General features: G+C 64.0%; 21 protein-coding genes. 10 read left to right on the forward strand and 11 right to left on the reverse strand.

Features of this window, described 5'->3' with window-relative positions; all coding sequences use genetic code 11:
- Positions 1-18: 18 nt before the first annotated feature.
- The 7 genes from F3J20_RS21020 to mnmC form a co-directional block, all read right to left on the reverse strand.
- Complete coding sequence (locus F3J20_RS21020; protein WP_167284412.1) at positions 19-552, reverse strand: SET domain-containing protein-lysine N-methyltransferase; 534 nt, start codon at positions 550-552, stop codon at positions 19-21.
- A 208-nt stretch (positions 553-760) separates the two neighbouring features.
- Complete coding sequence (locus tag F3J20_RS21025) at positions 761-1873, reverse strand: NADH:flavin oxidoreductase/NADH oxidase (RefSeq protein ID WP_167049098.1); 1113 nt, start codon at positions 1871-1873, stop codon at positions 761-763.
- Positions 1874-1944: 71 nt separating this feature from the next.
- Positions 1945-2658, reverse strand: a complete 714-nt coding sequence (locus tag F3J20_RS21030; RefSeq protein ID WP_167049100.1) for a glutamine amidotransferase — start codon at positions 2656-2658, stop codon at positions 1945-1947.
- A 163-nt stretch (positions 2659-2821) separates the two neighbouring features.
- Positions 2822-3460: a MarR family winged helix-turn-helix transcriptional regulator gene (locus F3J20_RS21035; protein ID WP_167049102.1), complete on the reverse strand. Its 639-nt coding sequence runs from the start codon at positions 3458-3460 to the stop codon at positions 2822-2824.
- Positions 3461-4036: 576 nt separating this feature from the next.
- Positions 4037-5152 (reverse strand): YbdK family carboxylate-amine ligase, encoded by a 1116-nt coding sequence (locus F3J20_RS21040; RefSeq protein ID WP_167049104.1) that lies wholly within the window; start codon positions 5150-5152, stop codon positions 4037-4039.
- A gap of 101 nt (positions 5153-5253) precedes the next feature.
- Entirely contained in the window at positions 5254-6459 is a 1206-nt protein-coding gene (locus tag F3J20_RS21045) for a cation:proton antiporter (RefSeq protein ID WP_167049106.1), read from the reverse strand.
- A 969-nt stretch (positions 6460-7428) separates the two neighbouring features.
- Positions 7429-9405, reverse strand: a complete 1977-nt coding sequence (gene mnmC / locus F3J20_RS21050; RefSeq protein WP_167284413.1) for a bifunctional tRNA (5-methylaminomethyl-2-thiouridine)(34)-methyltransferase MnmD/FAD-dependent 5-carboxymethylaminomethyl-2-thiouridine(34) oxidoreductase MnmC — start codon at positions 9403-9405, stop codon at positions 7429-7431.
- A 436-nt stretch (positions 9406-9841) separates the two neighbouring features.
- Here mnmC and F3J20_RS21055 point away from each other — a divergent pair, with 436 nt between their 5' ends.
- On the forward strand, positions 9842-10120 hold the full coding sequence (locus F3J20_RS21055; protein WP_085482965.1) for an HU family DNA-binding protein: 279 nt from the start codon (positions 9842-9844) through the stop codon (positions 10118-10120).
- 125 nt (positions 10121-10245) lie between these two features.
- On the opposite strand, the gene F3J20_RS21060 is transcribed toward F3J20_RS21055, so the two are convergent.
- The 3 genes from F3J20_RS21060 to F3J20_RS21070 form a co-directional block, all read right to left on the reverse strand.
- Positions 10246-11592 carry a GTP-binding protein gene (locus tag F3J20_RS21060; protein WP_167284414.1) on the reverse strand — a complete coding sequence of 449 codons (1347 nt, stop codon included), beginning with the start codon at positions 11590-11592 and terminating at the stop codon, positions 10246-10248.
- Positions 11593-11852: 260 nt separating this feature from the next.
- Positions 11853-12299, reverse strand: coding sequence for a lytic transglycosylase domain-containing protein (locus F3J20_RS21065; protein WP_167049112.1), 447 nt, complete (start codon positions 12297-12299; stop codon positions 11853-11855).
- A gap of 176 nt (positions 12300-12475) precedes the next feature.
- Positions 12476-12769, reverse strand: a complete 294-nt coding sequence (locus F3J20_RS21070; RefSeq protein WP_167284415.1) for a hypothetical protein — start codon at positions 12767-12769, stop codon at positions 12476-12478.
- Positions 12770-12798: 29 nt separating this feature from the next.
- On the opposite strand from F3J20_RS21070, the gene gspD reads away from it, so the two are divergent.
- Genes gspD through gspF form a run of 3 tightly spaced genes read left to right on the forward strand, consistent with a single transcriptional unit; the run spans position 12799 to position 17892 of the window.
- A complete protein-coding gene (gspD, locus tag F3J20_RS21075; protein WP_167284416.1) occupies positions 12799-15162 on the forward strand; it encodes a type II secretion system secretin GspD in 2364 nt (787 codons plus the stop codon).
- The gene (gspE, locus tag F3J20_RS21080) at positions 15159-16670 is read left to right on the forward strand and encodes a type II secretion system ATPase GspE (RefSeq protein ID WP_167284417.1); all 1512 of its coding nucleotides are present in this window, start codon (positions 15159-15161) and stop codon (positions 16668-16670) included. The genes gspD and gspE overlap by 4 nt, the downstream gene beginning before the upstream one ends.
- Positions 16671-16674: 4 nt before the next feature.
- Complete coding sequence (gene gspF / locus F3J20_RS21085; RefSeq protein WP_167049120.1) at positions 16675-17892, forward strand: type II secretion system inner membrane protein GspF; 1218 nt, start codon at positions 16675-16677, stop codon at positions 17890-17892.
- Positions 17893-17985: 93 nt separating this feature from the next.
- On the opposite strand, the gene F3J20_RS21090 is transcribed toward gspF, so the two are convergent.
- Positions 17986-18399 (reverse strand): type II secretion system protein N, encoded by a 414-nt coding sequence (locus F3J20_RS21090; protein ID WP_167284418.1) that lies wholly within the window; start codon positions 18397-18399, stop codon positions 17986-17988.
- Between the two features lie 134 nt (positions 18400-18533).
- On the opposite strand from F3J20_RS21090, the gene gspG reads away from it, so the two are divergent.
- From gspG to gspL, 6 genes are all read left to right on the forward strand, one after another.
- On the forward strand, positions 18534-18998 hold the full coding sequence (gspG, locus tag F3J20_RS21095) for a type II secretion system major pseudopilin GspG (RefSeq protein ID WP_167049124.1): 465 nt from the start codon (positions 18534-18536) through the stop codon (positions 18996-18998).
- A 25-nt stretch (positions 18999-19023) separates the two neighbouring features.
- Positions 19024-19500 carry a GspH/FimT family pseudopilin gene (locus F3J20_RS21100; RefSeq protein ID WP_240159290.1) on the forward strand — a complete coding sequence of 159 codons (477 nt, stop codon included), beginning with the start codon at positions 19024-19026 and terminating at the stop codon, positions 19498-19500.
- A 1-nt stretch (position 19501) separates the two neighbouring features.
- Entirely contained in the window at positions 19502-19951 is a 450-nt protein-coding gene (gene gspI / locus F3J20_RS21105; RefSeq protein ID WP_167049126.1) for a type II secretion system minor pseudopilin GspI, read from the forward strand.
- A complete protein-coding gene (locus tag F3J20_RS21110; RefSeq protein ID WP_167284419.1) occupies positions 19929-20606 on the forward strand; it encodes a prepilin-type N-terminal cleavage/methylation domain-containing protein in 678 nt (225 codons plus the stop codon). The genes gspI and F3J20_RS21110 overlap by 23 nt, the downstream gene beginning before the upstream one ends.
- 1 nt (position 20607) lies before the next feature.
- Positions 20608-21750, forward strand: a complete 1143-nt coding sequence (gspK, locus tag F3J20_RS21115; protein WP_167284420.1) for a type II secretion system minor pseudopilin GspK — start codon at positions 20608-20610, stop codon at positions 21748-21750.
- Positions 21751-21778: 28 nt separating this feature from the next.
- The coding region (gene gspL, locus F3J20_RS21120) for a type II secretion system protein GspL (RefSeq protein WP_240162854.1) at positions 21779-22145 on the forward strand (367 nt) is incomplete at its 3' end.

The following is a 22145-nucleotide window of genomic DNA, read 5'->3' on the forward strand; positions in this document are numbered from 1 at the left end:
AGGCGCTCACGCCTTGTCTCATTTCTTCTTCGATTTCTTCGTCGTCTTGCCGGACTTGCCGGACTTGCCTGGCTTGTCGGCCTTGGCACCGCCGCTCTTGCCCTTCGCCGGCGGCGCCAGCATCGTGCCGCGGCACTTGCGCGCGCCGCAACGGCATTCGTATTCCTTCTTGAGCTTTTTCGTCTGACGCGCGTCGATCACGAGCCCGTAGTCGTAAAAGACTTCCTCGCCTTCCGCGATATCGCGCAGCGCATGCACGTACACGTGACCGTCGATTTCCTCGGCCTCGCAGTTCGGCGCGCACGAGTGATTGATCCAGCGCGCGCTATTGCCGTTCACCTTGCCGTCGATCACCTTGCCGTTGTCCAGCGCGAAGTAGAACGTATGATTCGGCTCAGCCGGATTGTGCGGATGACGGCGCAGCGCTTCTTTCCAGGAGATCCGCTCGCCCTTGTATTCGATGAGCCGCTCGCCGGCCGCAATCGGTTCGAGTGCAAACACGCCCTTGCCGTGCACACCCGAACGGCGCACGGCGATCCTGCGTGAATTCATTGAATGAATCCTTGTGAAGAACTGGGATGAAGTCCGGCAATCGTCAGAGACACGTTTTGCACGCAGCTTTTCTGACGCGGATAGCAAACGCGGCGCCCTGCGAGCGCCGCGTCGACTTGCGACGCCGAAGCGCCACAACCGGCATCCTACACGCTGACTGCGGCTTCGTTCAACCGTCGCCGGCGCGTTCGTTTCAAGCTGCGCTACGTTAGCGTTGACCGAACGATATGTCGCCGAACAGGGCCTTCTGATCGCGCGGTTGCGAACGCCAGTACTGCGGCGGCGCATCGACCGTAGCGCCGAGTTGCGCGGCGGCATGCCACGGCCAGCGCGGGTTGTACAGCAGACCGCGAGCGATGGCGATCAGGTCGGCGTCGCCCGCTTCGATCAGTTGCTCGGCATGCAGCGGATCGGTGATGAGCCCGACGCCGATCGTCGCAAGACCGGTCGCATGCCGGACGGCCTTCGCGAACGGAATCTGATAACCGGGTTCGAGCGGAATCCTCTGCAATGGCGACACGCCGCCCGATGACACATCGATCCAGTCGCAGCCGCGCTTTTGCAGTTCGTGCGCAAAGGCGATCGTGTCTTCGAGCGTCCAGCCGCCTTCGACCCAGTCGGTTGCCGACACGCGCACGCCAACGGGTTTGTCGGCCGGGAATGCGGCGCGCACGATGTCGAAGATTTCGAGCGGGAAACGCATGCGGTTTTCGAGCGAGCCGCCGTATTCGTCGCTGCGCTGATTGGCGACCGGCGAGAGGAACTGATGCAGCAGATAACCATGCGCCGCATGCACTTCGAGTGCGTCGATGCCGAGGCGCGCGGCACGCCGCGCCGAAGCCGCAAAGGCTTCGCGAATCCGCCTCAGACCGCCGACGTCGAGCGCCAGCGGCGGCTCTTCACCGGCCTTGTGCGGCAACGCCGACGGCGCATGCGGCAGCCAGCCGCCTTGCGACACCGGAATCAGTTGACCGCCGTCCCACGGCACATGGCTCGACGCCTTGCGGCCCGCATGCGACAGCTGCATCGTCACGCTGATGGACGAATGCTTGCGAATCGCGGCCAGCACCGGCACCAGCGCTTCTTCGGTTGCGTCGTCCCACAAGCCGAGATCGCCGGGCGTGATGCGGCCATCGGGTTCGACCGCGGTCGCTTCGATGCACAGCATCGCCGCGCCGGACAAGGCGAGACTGCCGAGGTGGATCATGTGCCATGCGGTCGCTTCGCCGCGTTCGGCGGAGTACTGGCACATCGGGGAAACAACGATACGGTTGGGAAGCGTCACGCTACGCAGCGTGAGCGGAGAGAAAAGCGCGCTCATGGATTTGCCCAGTGAAAACCCGAGAGCAACCGAGCATAGCACCGCAAGCGGTTTACTGCATGAATCTGGGCTCAGGCTTGGGTTTCGACCTGATCGAGCCATTCGCCGAACATGCGGCAGGCGGCGGCTTCGAGGGCCGGGCCGAATTGCGCGGTATCGGCACGCAACTGGCGCGCATCGATGCCATGCCCGATCAGTTCGCCCGCATTGCCGATCAGCCATGGTTCGAAGCGATCGCTGCGGATTTCCGGATGACATTGCAAACCCAGCACGTGATCGCCCCAGGTGAACGCCTGGTTTTCGCAGGCGGGTGTCGAAGCAAGACGCGTCGCGTTGGCGGGCAGATCGAAGGTATCGCCATGCCAATGCAGCATCGACGTCTGCGCGCCATCCAGATGACGCAGCGGCGAAGCGCGGCCGGCGTCGGTCAACGTGAGCGGCGTCCAGCCGAGTTCGGTATGGCCTGCGGGATAAACGCGCGCACCGAGCGCACGCGCGATCAGTTGCGCGCCGAGACAGATGCCGAGCGTCGGCAGACCGGCCGCGATGCGCTTTTCGATCATCGCGAGCAGCGGCACGAGTGTGGGATAAAGCGCGTCGCCGGTTGCGCTGATCGGGCCGCCGAGCACGACCATCAACGAAGCGGAGACGGGATTCGGCGCCTCGATACGGGCAAGTCCCACGTCGAGATAACGGACCGGACGCCCACGCTCGCCGAGCACCAGCTCGAGACTGCCCAGATCCTCGAAGTGCACATGACGAATGGCCAGTACTTCGCGATTCATCGCCCTGTCCCACCTTCAGGTTAACTAACGACTTGCCGTGCAACGACATGCCGCCGGCCTGTCATTGCGCGACCGCCAGCCGTCCGACAGCCGGCTTACGCCGGCCGCCGGACCCGCGAGGCCATGATAGCGAATGGTCCCGATCGCCCCGAAAGACGCCGCGTTAGACCGCGAAAATCTTCCAGTTCTTCTTCTGGGTAGCGACGTCCGCCTTTTCGTGCACGGAGCAGTCGAGACGCAGATCGGTGTCCGCCATGTTCAGGTCGAGCAGCGCGCAGTGATGCGGCGTCTTCTTCGGATTCTTGCTCGGCTGGAAATGCGAGCAGCTCAGGCACATGCGGTGCGCCGGAATCGTGTCCTGCGCCTCGAGCTGATGGATGGTCTTGAGCAGCGTGCGATAGAACACGGCCTGCTCTTCTTCACGCAGCGTGCCCACTGCCTTGCTCAGGAAGTCGGGCCACTGGGCCGCGCGCTTCGCGGCCGTGCGGCCACGCGAAGTCAGACGGACAGCAAGGGCACGGCCATCGTCGAGGGCGCGGCGCTTTTCGACAAGACCCTTGGTCTCGAGCGTGCTGACCGCATCGCTGGTGGTCGCGGCGGTCAGCGCCGTTTCGCGGGCAATCTCGCCGAGACGCATCGGCCCTTTGCGCTGCATCAACAGCACGAGGATTTCGCCCTGGGTCGGCGTGAGGCCTGCGCCTTCCGCCCATTCCCAAGCCTGGCTGCGCATCGCCGTGCTCAATCGCAAGAGGCTGTGGGTCACACGCCCAGCTGCCTGTTCTCCGTATACACCTTCGCTCATAATCTTCGATTCGTTTATTTACCGCTTTTGTGCGATGCCGGCAAACTGCTTACCGACCGCGCCCGTTGCGTGTGTGGGGTAGCTTCGACTGACTGCTGACGAAACCGGTGGTTCAACTATCTCAAAAATTTACCGCCCGGCAAACCGCTAGCGGTTGAAAACGACATTCTATGCGAGGTCGGCAAATCGTACAGCTAACTTATCCAACCCACTCTGTGGATAACCAGGGGAAAACGTTTGGATAGCCTGTGCAACATTTCCCGATAACGCCCCGGACAATACCTGACCGCTTCCTGTCCGTCCTTGTCCGACAAGGTCGAAGCCCATTTCGCGATACCTCGTTATCATTTCCGCAGCGCGTTGACTTTGCAAGGAATTATTCAGTTGTCCACAGCCTCAGGCAATGCTTGTTAACGACTACTACGCTTGTATACGTAAACTTTGGAAAAACCTGAAGGGGGTCACGGGCAAAAATTTTTTAAAAGACATTACGAAAAAAAACCCGCACGAGGCGGGTTTCCCTGAAACGTTACGTAAATGACACTCGCGAGCGCGATTTTGTGAATGACCTCGCGACTAGGCGCGCCATTGCAGACACTGCTGCCGCACCGCTTCGTGCAAGGACTTTTCCCGCGCAAACACGCTGCGCAGCCAGGTTGCATCGTTGATCTGGCCGCGCGCAATCGCGCCGATTTCAGTCAGCGCATTGGTCGAGCCCAGCGTTTCGGCATGCGCGCCGATCAGTTCGAGCGTTTCGAGGATGTCCTCGGAAATCGTCTTGCGTTCGCCCGTTTGCGGATTGATGCAGGTGCCGCCGAGACCGAAACGGCAGGCCTCGAAGCGGTTGAAGGTATAGACAAGGTAGTCGTCCTCCTTCGGCGCGATCGGCTTGTCGAGCAGCAGATGCCGCGCGAGCGTCTGGATGTAGCAGGCAATCGCCGCGGCGCGGTCGACCGAAAACGGCGTATCCATCACACGTACTTCGATCGTGCCGAAGCCCGGCTTCGGACGGATGTCCCAGTAAAAGTCCTTCATGCTGTTGACCACGCCGGTATGGACCATCTTCGAGAAATATTCCTCGAAGCTGTCCCACGTGAGCACGAACGGCGCGCGGCCCGACAACGGAAACGCGAACACCGAATTGAGCCGCGCCGAATGGAAACCGGTATCGACGCCCTGCACGAACGGCGACGAAGCGGACAAGGCGATGAAATGCGGGATGAAACGCGACATCGAATGCAGCAGATACAGCGCGCTGTTCGCATCCGGGCAACCGATGTGCACGTGCTGGCCGAACACCGTGAACTGCTTCGCCAGATAGCCGTACAGCTCGGAAAGATACTGAAAACGCGGCGTATCGACGATCTGCCGCTCGCTCCATTGCTGGAAAGCATGCGTGCCGCCGCCGCACAGGCCGACATTGAGATGATCGGCCGCGGAGACAAGCGTGTCGCGAATCTGGCGCAGATCGGCCACGGCCTGCTCATGCGACGTACAGATGCCGGTCGACAGCTCGATCATGCTTTCGGTGATTTCCGGCGTGATGTTGCCGGGGATTTTTTCGTCCTTGATAAGACGCAGCAGATCCGAGCCGGCCTTGGTCAGATCATAGTCATGCGTATTGACGATCTGCATTTCGAGTTCGATGCCGAATGTGAACGGCTTCGAATCGATGAAGGGTTCGAGTGACATGGCGTCCCCTGAGTCAGGTCGTTTGAAACGGATGAGTTTAAAACGGCTTCGCGAGTCCGGCGCCGCCGTCTTGCCACGCCGCGCTCATGTTGGGTTCCCGCTTACTCTTCGCGCCGTTCGGCGACGAGCGCGAGACTGCGATACACGAGCCACGGCCCGAGAATCTGCAGCACGAAAATCGAACACATCACGATGGCGCGCAATTGCGGATCGAAGTTCGGATAAAGGTTGTAGGTGTCGTCGACGAGCAGATAAGCCAGCGCCGACATGGGCGACAACGACAGGCCGAGCGCCACGCCCTGTTTCCAGTTCAGGCCGCTCGGCTTGGCGAACGCGAGCACGCCGACCAGCTTCGCCACCAGCCGCGCCACGATCAGCCCCAGCGCCGCAACACCGCCGAGCGCGATGTGCCGCCATTCGAACGCGGTCAGCGTTAGCACGAACAGGATCACGGTCAGCAGCCAGCCGGCCGTGCCGAAATGCTGCGGCCACAACTGCGGACGAGCCTCATGATTTTTCACGATGATGCCCGCGGCGAGCAACGCGAGGATCGTCGACAGCTTGAACAGATGCGCAACCGCGATCGCGAGCAGCACGAGACCGAACAGCGCGACGAACGAATGCTCGTCGTGCATGTTCAGGCGCCGATAGAAGAACGTGCAGGTGCGCGCAAGCAGATACGCGAGCACGAGCGAGCCGATCAGCAGATACAGCGGCTGCAGGATGGTCGCGAAGACATTGCCGTATACCTCCTGATGCAGCCAGCTCGAGACGAGCTTTTCGATCACCACCGCATACATGCTGTTCAGCGCGGTCAGCGTCAGCAGACGCTGCGTGACCTGCCCTTCCGCGCGCAATTCCGTTTTCAGCTGGATCACCATCGCCGGCGACGTCGCCATTGCGATCGCGGCCAGCACGGTCGCCACCATCAGCGGCACGTTCAGGAACAGCAGAACCGGCAGGACCAGCACGAAAGTCAGCGTGGCTTCGGCGACGCTAGACAGGATCAGCCACGGATTACGGCGGATCCAGCGCAGATCGAGCCGGCTGCCGAGTTCGAACAGCAGCAGGCCGAGCGCGACGTCGAGCAACGGCCGCGCGGCGCGCGCGGCATCGGCGTCGATCACGCCGAAACCGGCCGCGCCGGCAACGAGACCGATCACCGCATAACCGGAAATGCGCGGTAAACGCCATGCGCGATAACACAACTCGCCGCACAGCCCGGCGGCAAGCAAGGCAAGTCCGGCCCAAAAGATGGCGTCGGGCGAAAGCGGCCACGCTGGAAGAAACGAAAACGCCGAATTCATCGTGATGGGTTCTCCTTGTCAGCAACGGCAGACGACACGAACCGGCGCAGACGCCGGCGAGCGAGCGGTCAACGCCCACTGTCGCAATCTCGCTTCGCGAAGTCAGCGTTGCGAGTTTCAATGATCGGATGATCGGCATGCGCCGCGGCCGGAAAAGAACCGCGAAGAATCCGGCACGTTCACGGATGCGGCTATAGCAACCGGTACGGTGAAAGAACGCCGTCGACTTTGAATCAGATTCTGTTTGACCGGCACCGTTCCGTTGCAATGCGTGCCGCCAGATACGGGGGGCACAACGCGGAAAAGAACGGCGATTGTGCCATAGCTTTTTCTGTCTCAACCGAAAAGGCACCAACTCGCAGGCAAAACGGTAAAAACGTACGCGATCTTCATGACAAACGGTGACAAGAGGAAAAAGCGACCGTTTTACTCATGAAAAATAGCCGGCGCGGATTGCGAGCTTGAGCGCTGCCTGTGTGTTTTTCATGTGCGTTTCCGCATAGAACCGGTGAAGTCCAGCGATGTTTTGACGGAATTGCGCCAGTCGATGGGCGGGGCGTCAGCCTCTGCCTTCGTTGTTTACTGGTTTACCGTATGTATACGTAGTAACAGTTAACAAGCTGCCTCGCTTTCTGTGGATAACTCGGGTTTACCGAAACGAATCAGCCAATTACCGGCCGCATAACCGGATGCACAGCGTGTGCGGCAGCGGCAGGTATACGCGGGCAACTTTTTGCGCTTTTCGGCGACGCGCGAGTTACCCCGTTTACGTCCACAACGGTTCCACACGACTTGCGCCGGTTAACCGCGCGGTTATCCACAGGGGCTGGTGGATAACCTGCGTTGCGAGTTAACCGGGTTAACCGTCGGGATGAACCGCAGCGGCGTATACGGCAACAGCATGCGACGATCACGCAGCGTGCGGTTGCGACCGTGACTGCGACCGCGACCGTTAACGAGGGAGGGCGGTTAACCGACCGTTCCCTGCCGCAATCCACGCAGCAGGAACCGGGCCGGGTCGATGTCTTCCGCGAGGTCGCGTTCGAGCGGCCACGGCTCGCCTTCGATCTGCGAGGCGATCAGTTCCGCGCCAAGCGCCGCCCATACGAGACCGCGAGACCCATACGCGAATGCGCCGTACAGGCCGTCCACGCGCGGCAGATCGAGCGGCCATGCGCCGCGCAGGCGGGCGGCATCGCGGGTGGCCGCGGCTTCGTCGGCGAGCTGGCCGATCATCGGCATGCGGTCGCTCGTGACGCAGCGAAACGCCACGCGTCCCGCGAGTTCGGCGATTGCCGCCGGTTGTGCGACGTCGAGCGCGCTCGCGAACGCGGGCAGCATCTGCGCGACGCGCTCGATGTTCTCACGATGACCGTCCGTTCGCAGCGACGTATCGGGATCGTCGAGTTCGTAAGTGGCGCCGGCCAGCGTGACGCCGTTCGCGAGCGGCACCGCGTAACCCTCGCCGATCACCGGCAGCGCGAGCGGCGCGACCGTGCCCGGCGGCAGTAAGCTCAACTGACCGCGAATGCTGCGGGTCGGCGCATGACGCAAGCCGGCGATTCGCGCGGCCTCGTGCGCACCGGCGACGATCACGACCGGCGCGCGTACTACCGCATTGCCCGCGATATCGAAGACGGTCCACTGGTCGCCGGTTCGTTCGAGCCGCGCGACCTCGACGCCGAAGCGTCGTTCGAGCCGCTCGCCCGCCGCGGCGAACTGCGCGGCGCATAACGAGGCCGGATCGATCCAGCCGCCGTGCGCAAAGAACCAGCCGCCGCGCGCGAGCGGCATGCCGGCGAGCGCCGAAGCCTCGCTGGCGGAAACCGGCCTCACGCAGTCGGACGGATAGCGGAACGTCGCGATTGCAGCGCCGATCGAGCGGGCTTCGTCGTCATCGGCGGCGATTTGCAGCAGGCCCTCGCCGCCGCGCGCGAGCCGATGACCGGCCGCTTCGAGCGCGGCCCAGCGATTGAGCGTATAGAGGAAACCGGCGCGCGTGACGCGCGAGGCGACGCTGTCGTCGCGCGAGATCATCGGATGGAAGACGCCCGCGGGATTGCCCGACGCATCCTGCGCCACCGACGCGTGCCGTTCGAGCGACGTGACGCGCCAGCCGCGCGCCGCAAGCCGTTCGATCACGGCGCAGCCGGCGAGCCCCGCGCCGATCACGACCGCATGCCGCTCGGCATGCGCGAACGGCGCGGGCGGTTCATAACGGCGCACCCGCCAGCGCGGCGCGAAGTGACCGACCAGCATCGCGCGCTTCCAGCCGAAGCCGTCGACCTTGCGATACTCGAAGCCGCATTGTGTCAACGCGCGTTTGACGTCGCCGGCGCTGCTGTAGGTGGAGAAGGTCGCGCCCTCGCCCGCCACGCGTGCGAGCGACTTGAAGATCACTGGGCTCCACAGCTCGGGATTTTTCGCGGGCGCGAAACCGTCGAGATAAAACGCGTCGGCGCGCAGGCGCAACGCAGGCAGGCTGTCGGCCGCATCGGCGAAGACCAGCGTGAGCACGACACGGCCGCCTTCGAATTCGAGCCGGTGCGTGCCCGGCACGAGCATCGGCCATGCGTGCGCGAGCGTATCGGCAAGGCTCGCAATCAGCGGCTCGGAGAGCGTCTTCGCATAGACGCGGCGCAGATCGTCGGCGCTGAACGGCTGCTTTTCGATCGACACGAAATGCAGCCGCTCGCAACGCGACGGATCGGCGCGCCACGCGGCCCACGTCACGAGAAAGTTGATGCCCATGCCGAAGCCGGTTTCGAGCACGGTGAACGTGCGGCGGTTCTGCCATCGCCCGGGCAGCGCATTGCCGCGCAGAAAAACGTATTCGGCCTGTTCGAGCGCGCCGACGGCGCTGTGATAGATGTCGTCGTAGAGCGGCGAAAACGGGTTGCCGTTGTCGCGAAAAGCGAGGACGGCGGGGATCAGCGGATCGGTCATGCGCAGCGGGAAAACACGCTCAAATGGATGCTCGAAGGAGCGGTCCGGTCGTTGTGGCCGGCGCGCGCGGCTCGCGGAGCGCCGGAAAAAGGCGGATGCGCATCTGTGCTGCGTTGGCAAAAACCAACGCCAAGCCCCGTCAGCACTGGGTTTCAGCCTCGTTTTAAGGGTTAACCAAGGTGAAAACTCCGGTTTCCTTGCTGGATCGGCCCGAGAACCGCGCAAATCTTCGAAACCCTTATCCTGATTGGGTTTGCGCTGCGCTATCATAGCAAGCGCCGCGAAGGGAGCGGCAGCACGGCCGGCGGACAGTCACCTGTCCGGTGCGAGAGATTCTCGGGGATCAGGGCCGCAGCTGCTCGACGGCGCGGTGCGCGCACGTATAATCGGCGCGTTCGCGCTGTTCGTATCAACCTAAACTCAGAAAGGAACCTTAATGAACAAACAGGAATTGATCGACGCTGTCGCAGGACAGACGGGCGCCAGCAAGGCTCAAACCGGCGAAACGCTGGACACGTTGCTCGAAGTGATCAAGAAGGCTGTGTCGAAGGGTGAAGCGGTCCAGTTGATCGGCTTCGGCAGCTTCGGTTCGGGTAAGCGCGCAGCGCGTACGGGTCGCAATCCCAAGACCGGCGAAACCATCAAGATTCCGGCAGCCAAGACCGTCAAGTTCACCGCCGGCAAAGCGTTCAAGGACGCAGTCAACAAGCGCTAAGCAGATCGATCTGCCGGGCAGTTGACACCCGCTAGAAACCCGCCCATGGCGGGTTTTTTTTCGTCCGCGATTTCGTTTCCGGCCAGCGGGAAAATGCCGGGCGCTGTGCCTGGTGCGCCCGGTGCTCAGTCGTGACGATGCACGATTTCGCCGTGACCATCTCCGCCGTGTTCGCAATCGTGGCCGTGATCGTGATGGGTGTGACCCTGTGCGCCGTCATGATCGTGATTGTCTTCGTCGAAGTCCCATGCGGGGAACGGATCGTCGAACTGTCGCCAGGCCTCTGACCCGAGCGCGTATTCGGCGTCGCTGAGCAGGCACGCGTCGAATTTCGCGCGCCACGCGGCCGGATCGATATCGATGCCGATCAACACCAGCTCCTGGCGACGGTCGCCGATGCTCGTATCGTCCAGATCGCCATACCAGTCGGCGGCGATTTCGGCGCTCAGTTCGTCGTCTCCGTCGGGCCATTCGCTGCGATCCTGCGCGGCCCACCACATGCCCGCCGGACCATGCCGGCAGGCACCGCCCGCTTGCGACAGCGAACCGGCGATGTCATTGCGCGTCGCGAGCCAGAAGAAGCCCTTGCTGCGCAGCACGCCCTTCCATTCCTGATGCAGCAATTCCCACAGCCGCTGCGGATGAAACGGCCGGCGCGCGCGATAAATGAAATTGCCGATGCCGTATTCGTCCGCTTCGCCGTGATGCGCGTGGCCGTGCTCATCGTCGTGACCGTGATCGAGCGAGGCGAGCCAGCCCGGCGCGCTCGACGCCTCGTCGAAATCGAAGCGGCCCGTGTTCAGCACCTGGTCGAGCGGCACGCTGCCGAAGCGGCTCACCACTTGCACCGCGCGCGGGTTGATGCGCGCGAGGATGCCTTGCAGGCGCGCGAGTTCGTCCGTGCTGACGAGGTCCGCCTTGTTCACGACGAGCACGTCACAGAATTCGATCTGCTCGATCAGCAGTTCGACGATCGTGCGGTCATCTTCTTCGCTGACGGCGACGCCGCGTTCGGCGAGCGCCTCGGCCGAGGCATAGTCGCGCAGGAAGTTGAACGCATCGACGACGGTCACCATCGTGTCGAGCCGCGCGATATCGGATAGCGATGCGCCGTCATCGTCGACGAACGCGAAGGTTTCGGCGATCGGCATCGGTTCGGCGACGCCGGTCGATTCGATCAGCAGCGCATCGAAGCGCTTTTCTTCCGCGAGGCGGCGGATCTCGTTCAGCAGATCGTCGCGCAACGTGCAGCAGATGCAGCCGTTCGACAACTCGACGAGCTGTTCCTCGACACGCGACAACTCGGCGGCGTGACGCACGAGCGTCGAATCGATATTGACGGCGGCGAGATCGTTGACGATCACCGCGACGCGCAGACCGGCGCGATTCGCGAGGATGTGGTTCAGGAGCGTGGTCTTGCCGGCGCCCAGAAAACCGGAGAGCACGGTGACGGGCAATAGCGGCTGGTTCATCGCGGTACGGAGAAAACAGGAAGATGGGAAGGCATGCCGGGCCCGGCCTTGCATGAGCCGCTTGGCCGTTTTGCCGCGCGAGCCCGAACGGATCGTCGCGGCAGCATGAAGCCGCATTGTGCATCAAAACGGCCATGGGCCGCGCGCGAGCATCGTGGCGGCGAGAGGCACGGCCGTATTCGTGGGGAAAATCACGAGGAAAAAACGGAAGAAAGCACGCCAGCGAACGAGAAACCCGGCAAACCGCTTTAGTTCTCGTACTAGCGTGCGGCCGGCATCAACTTCCAGCTACGCAGAATCGCGACGATCTGCTGCGAGTACTTGTCGCGCAATGCCGGCGTTTCGGAGTGGTACGCGCCGACCGCCTGCCACGTATTGCCGTACTTGTTCATCTGCCGGCGCAGATGCCACGCGGCGATATAGACGTTCTTGCACGGCTCCATCAGCGTGCCCTGCGAGATGCCGTATTGCGCGAGCACAGGCAGATGGATCGAGTTGATCTGCATCACGCCGTAGTCGGTCGAGCCGTTCGCGTTCTTGTGCTGCGCGTCCGGCCGGTTGTGCGATTCCTGCCAGGCGATGGCCCGCAGAATCAGCGGATTAACCTTCTGATATTTGGCCGCCTCGTCGAAACAGTCGGCGCGCGCCGACCCCGCTGCCGCGAGCAGGGTCAGGGTGACAACGACAGTAACGAACGGACATTTCATCGCTAAAGACAGCCAGAAAATCTCGGAGTAAGGATCGGTAAGGCGTTTTCCCTGCCGCGTTTTTGCCGCGAGAGGCAGGCTGGCCGGGTGTTTATCGCGCGTCGGGGAAAACCCGCGTGAGCAAACCCATAACGGCGAGTCGAACGGCTCGTATCATACCGGCAGTCTGAACATCGTCAAGTTGGCCAACCGACATAAGGCAGCACAAATCCGCGTGCTGAGATTCGCTCCTGAAGCCGGTTTGCTTTCAATTGAATGACAACCCAGCGATCTTTTAAAGGAATCGCGCGAGGTCGTCTGTTTTGTTTCAAATCCGACATGAAAAGCTGGTACTGTTCGTTTTTTTCGGACATTGGCGAGCTGGTGTTCCACGCGGAAATCGTTTTCGCAACCGGCTCGTAAGCCGATCGGGCAATGGCTTGCCGCCGGGTCCGCATCGCATGACCGTCGGTGGCAGCGGCTGCCGGCATCGATATCACATTCCATGAGAAGAAATTGTATGGCTTTGCGTCGCGTGGCAACGGCGCTGCTGGTGGCTGGGTTGATCACCGCGCAGACAGCACAGGCAGAGGTGACACTGAATTTCGTGAACGCCGACATCGATCAGGTCGCGAAGGCGATCGGCGCCGCAACCGGCAAAACGATCATTGTCGACCCACGGGTGAAGGGACAGCTGAACCTCGTTTCCGAAAACGCTGTACCTGAAGATCAGGCGCTGAAAACCCTGCAGTCGGCACTGCGCATGCAGGGCTTCGCGCTGGTGCAGGATCACGGCGTGCTGAAGGTCGTGCCCGAGGCCGACGCCAAGCTGCAGGGCGTGCCGACCTACGTCGGCAATACGCCGAGCGCGCGCGGCGACCAGGTGGTCACGCAGGTCTTCACGCTGAAGAACGAATCGGCCAATAACCTGCTGCCGGTGCTGCGTCCGCTGATCTCGCCGAACAATACCGTCGCGGCCTATCCGGCCAACAATACGATTGTCGTCACCGATTACGCCGACAACGTGCGGCGCATCGCGCAGATCATTGCGGGCGTCGACAGCGCGGCGGGCCAGTCGGTCGCGGTCGTGCAGCTGAAGAACGCGAACGCGATCGACATCGCCCAGCAGATGAACAAGATGCTCGACCCGGGCTCGATCGGCAGCACGGACGCGACGCTGAAGGTATCGATTTCGTCTGACCCGCGCACCAACTCGCTGCTGATCCGCGCCTCGAACAGCGCGCGCCTTGCCGCCGCGCGGGAACTCGCGAAGCAGCTCGACACGCCGACCACGATGCCAGGCAACATGCACGTCGTGCCGCTGCGCAACGCGGATGCGACGAAGCTCGCGCGCACGCTGCGCAGCATGCTCGGCAAGAGCGGCGGCGGCGAAGGCGGTTCGTCGGGCGGCTCGAACGAAGCGAACTCGTTCAACCAGAATAGCAGCGGCGGCCTGTCGGGCAGCAACTCGACGGGCACGTCCGGCACGCCGCCGTTGCCGTCGGGCGGCCTCGGCAGCAGCTCGATGGCCTCGCCGATGGGCGGCGGCGCCTCGGGCTCGAATAACAACGGCGATTTTCTCGGCGGCGACAAGAACAAGAGCGACGACAACCAGGGCGGCGGCATGATTACGGCCGACTCCGCGACCAACTCGCTGATCATCACCGCGCCGGACCCGGTCTACCGCAATCTGCGCGCCGTGATCGATCAGCTCGACGCGCGCCGCGCGCAGGTCTACATCGAGGCGCTGATCGTCGAGCTGAACTCGAACACGAGCGGCAATCTTGGCATCCAGTGGCAGGTCGCGAACAATTCGCTGTTCGCCGGCACGAACCTGGCGGCCGGCTCCGGCAACAGCATCGTCAACCTGACGGCCGCGGCCGTAACGGCCGGCGCGACAGCCGGCGCGACCAGCGGTCTCGGGCTTGCCTCGGCGCTCGGCAACGGCACGCTTCAGCAAGGCCTGAACGTCGGCTGGATTCACAACCTCTTCGGCGTACAGGGTCTCGGCGCGCTGCTGCAGGCGCTCTCGCAGACCGCCGACGCGAACGTGCTGTCCACGCCTAACCTGATTACGCTCGACAACGAGGAAGCGAAGATCGTCGTCGGTACGAACGTGCCGATCCAGACCGGTTCGTACTCGAACCTGACGAGCGGCACGACGAGCGCGGCATTCAACACGTTCGACCGCGTCGACATCGGTCTCACGCTGCACGTGAAGCCGCAGATCACCGAAGGCGGCATCCTCAAGCTGCAGCTTTACACCGAAGATTCGGCGATCGTGAACGGCACGAACAACTCGACGACGAACCCGGCGGGCCCGGAGTTCACGAAGCGCTCGATCCAGTCGACGGTGCTGTGCGATAACGGCGAGATCATCGTGCTCGGCGGCCTGATGCAGGACAACTACCAGGTCAGCAACAGCAAGGTGCCGCTGCTCGGCGACATTCCGTGGCTCGGCCAGCTGTTCCGCTCGGAGCAGAAGACGCGCGACAAGACCAACCTGATGGTGTTCCTGCGTCCCGTCATCATCAGCGATCGCGATACCGCGCAGGCTGTCACGGCGAACCGCTACGACTACATCCAGGGCGTGCAGGGCGCGTACCGCTCGGACAACAACATCATGAAGGATCGCGACGATCCGGTCGTGCCGCCGATGCCGATTGGCCCGAGCCAGGGTGGCGTGCCCGCGATGAACCTGTTCGATCTGAACCAGATGCGCCGTCAGCAGATGATGCCGCAGCAAGCTCCCCAACAAACGCCGCAACAGGCCGTGCCGCAAGCGGCGCAGCCCGCGATGACGCAACTCGTGCCGCAGCCCGCCGTCATCGCCCCGGCGAGCAGCGTCGAGCCGAGCACGATGTCGCCGGGAGCGCGTCCGTGACGCAGACGCCCGCGCAATCGCAGCGCACGCACCACGGCGAGGCCGTCGGCGAGCACGCGGCGCCCTCGCCGCTCGCGGCCCGGCTCGTGCCGTACGGCTTCGCGCGCGGCGGCCAGATTCTCGTCGCGCATCAGCACCCCGACAGCCTCGAAGTCTGGATCAGCGAACGCACGAGCGACGCGGCGCTTGCCGAGGTCGCGCGCAATTTCGGCGCGGTCTCGGTCGTGCGCATGCCGGCCGACGAACTCGCGCAGGCAATCAACCAGGCCTACGCTCGCCAGGACGGCAGCGCTGCGCAGGTGGTCGGCGAGGTGGAAGGCGAAGTCGATCTGTCGCGCCTGATGCAGGACATTCCCGAGGTCGAGGATCTGCTCGAATCGGAAGACGACGCGCCGATCATCCGCATGATCAACGCGCTGCTCACGCAAGCCGCGCGCGAACAGGCTTCCGACATTCACATCGAGCCGTTCGAGAACGCGTCGGTCGTGCGCTTTCGCGTCGACGGCACGTTGCGCGATGTGGTTCGGCCGAAAAAAGCGCTGCACGGCGCGCTGATTTCGCGCATCAAGATCATGGCGCAGCTCGACATCGCCGAGAAGCGTCTGCCGCAGGACGGCCGCATCACGTTGCGCGTGGGCGGCCGCCCGGTCGACGTGCGCGTCTCGACGCTGCCGACCGGACACGGCGAGCGCGCGGTGCTGCGTCTGCTGGAGAAGGATGCCTCGCGCCTGAATCTCGAAGCGCTCGGCATGGCCTCGGACACGCTCGGCCAGTTCGACAAGCTGATCGGCAAGCCGCACGGCATCGTGCTCGTGACGGGCCCGACCGGCTCGGGCAAGACCACGACGCTGTATGCGTCGATGTCGCGGCTGGAGACGGCGACCACCAACATCATGACGGTGGAAGACCCGATCGAATACGACCTGTCGGGCATCGGTCAGACCCAGGTCAACGAGCGGATCGGCATGAGCTTCGCGCGCGCGTTGCGCTCGATTCTGCGGCAGGACCCGGACGTCATCATGATCGGTGAAATCCGCGACCTCGAAACGGCGCAGATCGCGGTGCAGGCATCGCTCACGGGCCACCTCGTGCTCGCGACGCTGCACACGAACGACGCGGCCTCGGCCGTGACGCGTCTCACGGACATGGGCGTCGAGCCGTATCTGCTCGCCTCGTCGCTGCTCGGCGTGCTGGCGCAGCGGCTCGTGCGGCGGCTGTGCCCGGTATGCCGCGAAGAGCGCACCGAAGAGGACGGCAGCAAGCGCTGGCATCCGGTCGGCTGCGACCGGTGCGGGCACTCCGGTTATGCGGGACGGCGCGGCGTGTACGAACTGCTGCTGATCGACGAATCGATCCGCACGCTGATTCATCGCAACGCGGCCGATGCGGAAATTCTCGAAACGGGCCGCGCGCAGGGCATGCGTACGCTGCGCGAGGATTCGGAGCGCTGGCTCGAATCGGGGCTCACCTCGCTCGAGGAAGTGATTCGCGTGACGGGCGGAGCATAAGCGCATGCCGGCATTTCGTTTTGAAGCGATCGACGCCGCGGGCAAGGCGCAAAAAGGCGTGCTCGACGCGGACAGCGCGCGCAGTGCCCGCACGAACCTGCGCTCGCAAGGGCTCACGCCGCTCGTCGTCGAACCGGCCGCCTCGCGCACGCGCGGCGAGCGCGATCAACGGCTCGCGCTCGGGCGTCGTCTGTCGCAACGCGAGCAGGCCATTCTCACGCGGCAACTCGCGAGTCTGTTGATCGCGGGGCTGCCGCTCGACGAAGCGCTCGCGGTGCTGACCGAGCAGTCGGAGCGCGATTACATCCGCGAGCTGATGGCGTCGATTCGCGCCGAAGTGCTCGGCGGTCATTCGCTGGCCAATGCGCTCACGCAGCATCCGAAGGATTTCCCCGAGATTTACCGGGCGCTCGTCGCGGCCGGCGAACATACGGGCAAGCTCGGCCTCGTGCTGTCGCGGCTCGCCGACTACATCGAGCAGCGCAATGCATTGAAGCAGAAGATCGTGCTTGCGTTCACCTATCCGGCGGTCGTCACGCTGATCGCGTTCGGCATCGTGACGTTCCTGCTCAGCTATGTGGTGCCGCAGGTCGTGAACGTGTTCGCGAGCACGAAGCAGCAGCTGCCGATTCTCACCGTGCTGATGATGGCGCTGTCGGGCTTCGTGCGGCACTGGTGGTGGGCGATGCTGATCGGCGTCGTCGTGGTCGCGTATCTGGTGCGCTCGACGTTGAAGCAGCCCGGCCCGCGTCTCGCGTTCGACCGCTGGCTGCTGACCGCGCCGCTGCTCGGCAAGCTCGTGCGCGGCTACAACACCGTGCGCTTCGCAAGCACGCTCGGCATTCTGACCGCGGCGGGCGTGCCGATTCTGCGCGCGTTGCAGGCCGCCGCCGAAACGCTCAGCAACAACGCGATGCGCGAGAACATCGACGATGCGATCGTGCGCGTGCGCGAAGGCACCTCGCTGTCGCGCGCGCTCGGCAACACGAAGACGTTTCCGCCGGTGCTCGTGCACCTGATCCGTTCGGGCGAGGCGACCGGCGACGTGACGACGATGCTCGATCGCGCGTCCGAAGGCGAAGCGCGCGAACTCGAACGGCGCACGATGTTCCTCACGAGCCTGCTCGAACCGCTGCTGATTCTGGCGATGGGGGGCGTGGTGCTCGTGATCGTGCTGGCGGTGATGATGCCGATCATCGAGTTGAACAACCTCGTGCAGTAACGGGCAGCCGCAGCGCGAGGAAGAACTGAAAGGCGAGGAAGAAACGGAAAGGATGGCGCGGCGGGCCGCAGCGGCCGCGCAACCGTTTCTGGTTTAGCGTACGTAGATGGTCGGGCCGCTCGCGTTGGGAGGCAGGAAGACTTCGGAGTGCGCGCCGTTGCGGTCGATGATGATCGAGCGGGCGCGGACTTCGGAGAGTTTGGTGCCTTGCATGAGCGTGCTGCCGAGCGACACCGCATGAGGCGGTTCGCCGCCGACGCTGACGATCGCCGCAGCGCCTTCGCGTAACGCGAGGATGCCGAACAGATGGATGTCCTGATTGACGTTGCGCTGCAGCTGTCCGCCGAACAGCGTCGCGGCCTGCTCGGTCGAGACCTGCGCATGCGCGGCGGCAGCCGGCAACGGCGCGCCGGACATCGTGGTGAGGGTGATGACCCAGTAGGTCAGCGTCGCGCAGAAAGCGGCGAACAGCGCGAGCGACAGGAGGCGGATTTGGATGGCGTTCATGCGCACATTGTACGGACTATTGTGAAAATTTCGGTGGGTTGAAACCCTTCAACTCCATGACATTAAAATGACCGACCCGGCGTGTTCAATATGCGCCCAAGTCGAAAATTTCACCTGAAAAGAGGTAGCAAGCTATGCAACTGTCGACCATTCGCCGCGCTGACAACGCGGGTTCGCGCAGCCGTCGCCAGCGCGGTTTTACGCTGATCGAAATCATGGTCGTGATCGCGATTCTCGGCATTCTCGCCGCGTTGATCGTGCCGAAGATCATGAGCCGTCCGGACGAAGCGCGGCGCGTCGCCGCGAAGCAGGACATCGGCACCGTGATGCAGGCATTGAAGCTCTATCGCCTCGACAACGGCCGCTATCCGACCCAGGAGCAGGGCCTGCGCGCGCTGATCGAAAAGCCGAGCACCGACCCCGTGCCGAACAACTGGAAGGACGGCGGCTACCTCGAGCGTCTGCCGAACGATCCGTGGGGCAATGCGTACCAGTATCTGAATCCGGGCGTGCACGGCGAGATCGACGTGTTCAGCTACGGGGCCGATGGCAAGGCCGGCGGCGAAGGCAACGATGCCGACGTCGGTTCGTGGCAATAGTCCGTATCGGTATTCCGAGAGTTACATGATGTCCACGCACGCGAGCCGGCGCCGCGCGGCCGGCTTCACGCTGCTCGAAATGATGGTCGTGCTCGTGATCGCGGGCCTGCTCGTGTCGCTGACCGCCGTGACGATGACGCGCAATCCGCGCACCGACCTGAACGAGGAAGCACAGCGTCTCGCGCTGCTGTTCGAATCGGCCGGCGACGAAGCGCAGGTGCGCGCGCGGCCGATCGCATGGCAGCCGTACGACGGCGGTTTCCGTTTCGATCTGCGTACCGAGGACGGCTGGCGTCCGTTGCGCGACGACCTGCTCGGGCCGCGTCGATGGGAAGGCGGCGTGACCAGTGTCTCGATCAGCTATCCCGGTTCGGATTCGCAGGCCGATCGCATCGTCTTCGGCACCGAGGCGATCGACGTGCCGGTGCAGGTCACGCTGTTTTCGGCGGCCGGACAGGCGACGATCGTCGGCACCGGCAATGGCCGCTACGAGGTGCGTTGACATGTTTCGCCGCAGCAGGAACACCTGCGCCCTTCCCCGCCGCACGAACCGCAAGCCGCGCGGCCATGTTTCGCGTCGCGCCGCGCGCGGCTTCACGATGATCGAAGTGCTCGTCGCGCTCGCGATCATCGCGGTCGCGCTCGCCGCGTCGCTGCGCGCGGTCGGCAGTCTCGCGAGCGGCGAGGCCGATCTGCATCAGCGTCTGCTCGCCGGCTGGAGCGCCGACAACGCGCTCGCGCAACTGCATCTGACGCACGGCTGGCCGAACGTCGGCGAAACGCGCTTCGATTGCTCGCAGGGCAATCTGCAACTGGTCTGTACCGAACATGTGACGGCGACGCCGAATCCGGTGTTTCGCCGTGTCGAAGTCATGGTGACGATGCCTGGGCGCTCCGGCAATCTCGCTCAGATGGTCACGGTGGTCGCGAATGAAAACAACCGCTCGCTCTGAGCGCCGCCGCCGGGTCGGCGCGCGTGGCTTCACGCTGATCGAACTGCTGGTCGCGATTGCGATCCTCGCGGTGATCGCGGTGCTGTCGTGGCGCGGGCTCGACCAGATCATCCGCGGCCGCACGACGATTACGAACGCGATGGAAAACGAGCGCGTGTTCGCGCAACTCTTCGACCAGATGCGCATCGACGCGCGCCAGGCCGCCAGCGACGATGAAGCCGGTCAGGCCGCGGTCTCGATCTCCGGCAACACGCTGCAGATCGTTCGGTACATGGTTTTGCCGGGCAAGGCGCCGCGTCTGCAGGTCGTGCGCTATCGGATCGCCAATGGACGCGTGGTGCGCTCGGCGTCGCCGCCGCTCGGCAACGTCGGCGAATTGCGGCGCGCGCTGAACGGCGGCGACAGCGAGGGCTGGAACGCGATCCCGCTGATGGGCGGGGTCGGCTCGATCTCGGCGCGCCTGTACGTGCCGAAGCTCGGCTGGACCACGCAGATGAACGACGTGCAGGCCGCGATCGGCGAAGCCGCCAACAATCTGAGGGTGCCGCAGCTCGGCAATGCGCCGATGCCGCGTTCGGCGACGGGACTCGAGGTGCGCATCGGCGCGACCTCGCTTGCGCGGCCCGTCACGCGTGTTTTTCTGATCGGAGAATGAAATGACGTTCTCCCCGTTATCGCGGCGGCGGTGTGCATCGGGTGCGCGAGTGCGCGCTCGCGTTCAGGGGCGTCGCGCGCGCGAGCGTGGCGTCGCGATCATCAGCGCGCTGCTCGTCGTCTCGCTCTCGGCGATTCTCGTCGCCGGCATGCTGTGGCGTCAGCAGGTGCAGGTCCGGCGCATCGAAAACCAGCGGCTGCTCTCGCAGGCGCAATGGGTCGCGCGCGGCGCGCTCGACTGGACGCGGCTGATTTTGCGCTCGGAAGGCGACACGTCGGCGGGCATCACGTATCTGGGCGGCTTGTGGGGTGTGCCGATCGCGCGTACGCGCCTGTCCGATTTCCTCGGACAGATCGGCGAGGTGCGCGCCGAGGAAGGCGCGGCCACGTATCTGTCCGGTTCGATCGAGGACGCGCAGGCCAAATTCAATCTGCGCAATCTTGTGGCGAGTCCCGCGCCCGGCGTGATGCAGCTGAACGCGGAGCAGACCGCCGCGTATCAGCGCCTGCTGATCTCGCTCGGCCTGAGCGGCCAGCTCGCCAAGGCCACCGCGTTGCAGATGCGCGCCGCGCTCTCGCAATCGGCGACGCGCTTCCAGACCGGCACGCCGACGAGCAGCGCGACGCCGGTCGGCGGCGGTGGGGGCGGGGGTGGCACAGGCGGCGGCAGCTTCACGAGCCAGCCCGGCATCGAAGACGCCGACGAGAACCCGGCGGTCGCGCCGCTGCAGATGATCAGCGTCGACTCGCTGCTCGACATTCCCGGCTACACGCCCGAAATCGTCGAGCGTCTGCGCCCGTTCGTCACCGTGTTGCCAACGATTACGGCGCTCAATATGAATACCGCGTCGGCCGAAGTGATCGCGGCCGTCGTCACAGGCATGACGGTGTCGCAGGCGCAGACGCTCGTTGCGCGCCGGCAGACCGTGTTTTTCCGCAACACCGGCGACGTGCAGCTCGCGCTGACCGCCTCAGGCGTGCAGTCGGCGTCGATCGATGCGAGCGAGTTCGACGTCAATTCGAGCTACTTCCTCGTTCACGGCAGCGTGCAGCACGAGCGCGCCACCGTGGACCGGACGACACTCGTCTATCGCGATCCATTGACTCACACTACGCGTATCGTGCGGGTGCAAGACCAACTATGAACTACGCAATCCCGAGAGAGAGTGGCCTTTGAGCACGCTGATCGTTCTATTGCCGCCGCGTGATCCGGCGGTGCCCTCGCAGGAATGGCAACTGCCCGAGCTGCCGTTCGTCCTGCTCGACAAGACGGGCCGCACGCAGCGCGCCGGCCGTTCGGCGCTCGCGCTGCTGCCGCGCGCGAGCGTGGCCGTGCTGATGGTCGCCGCGCGCGACCTGCTGCTGATGCCCGCGACGCTGCCGCCGCTGCGCGGTCCGAAGCTGCGTCAGGCGCTGCCGAATATCGTCGAGGATCAACTGATCCAGGACCCGCAAACCTGCCATATCGCGGTCGATCCGCAAGCGCTCGGCGATGGCCGGCAATTGCTCGCGATCGTCGATCGCGGCTGGTTTCGCTTCA

This window comes from Paraburkholderia sp. Cy-641 (assembly GCF_011752945.1).
In the GTDB taxonomy this organism is placed as follows: Bacteria; Pseudomonadota; Gammaproteobacteria; order Burkholderiales; family Burkholderiaceae; genus Paraburkholderia.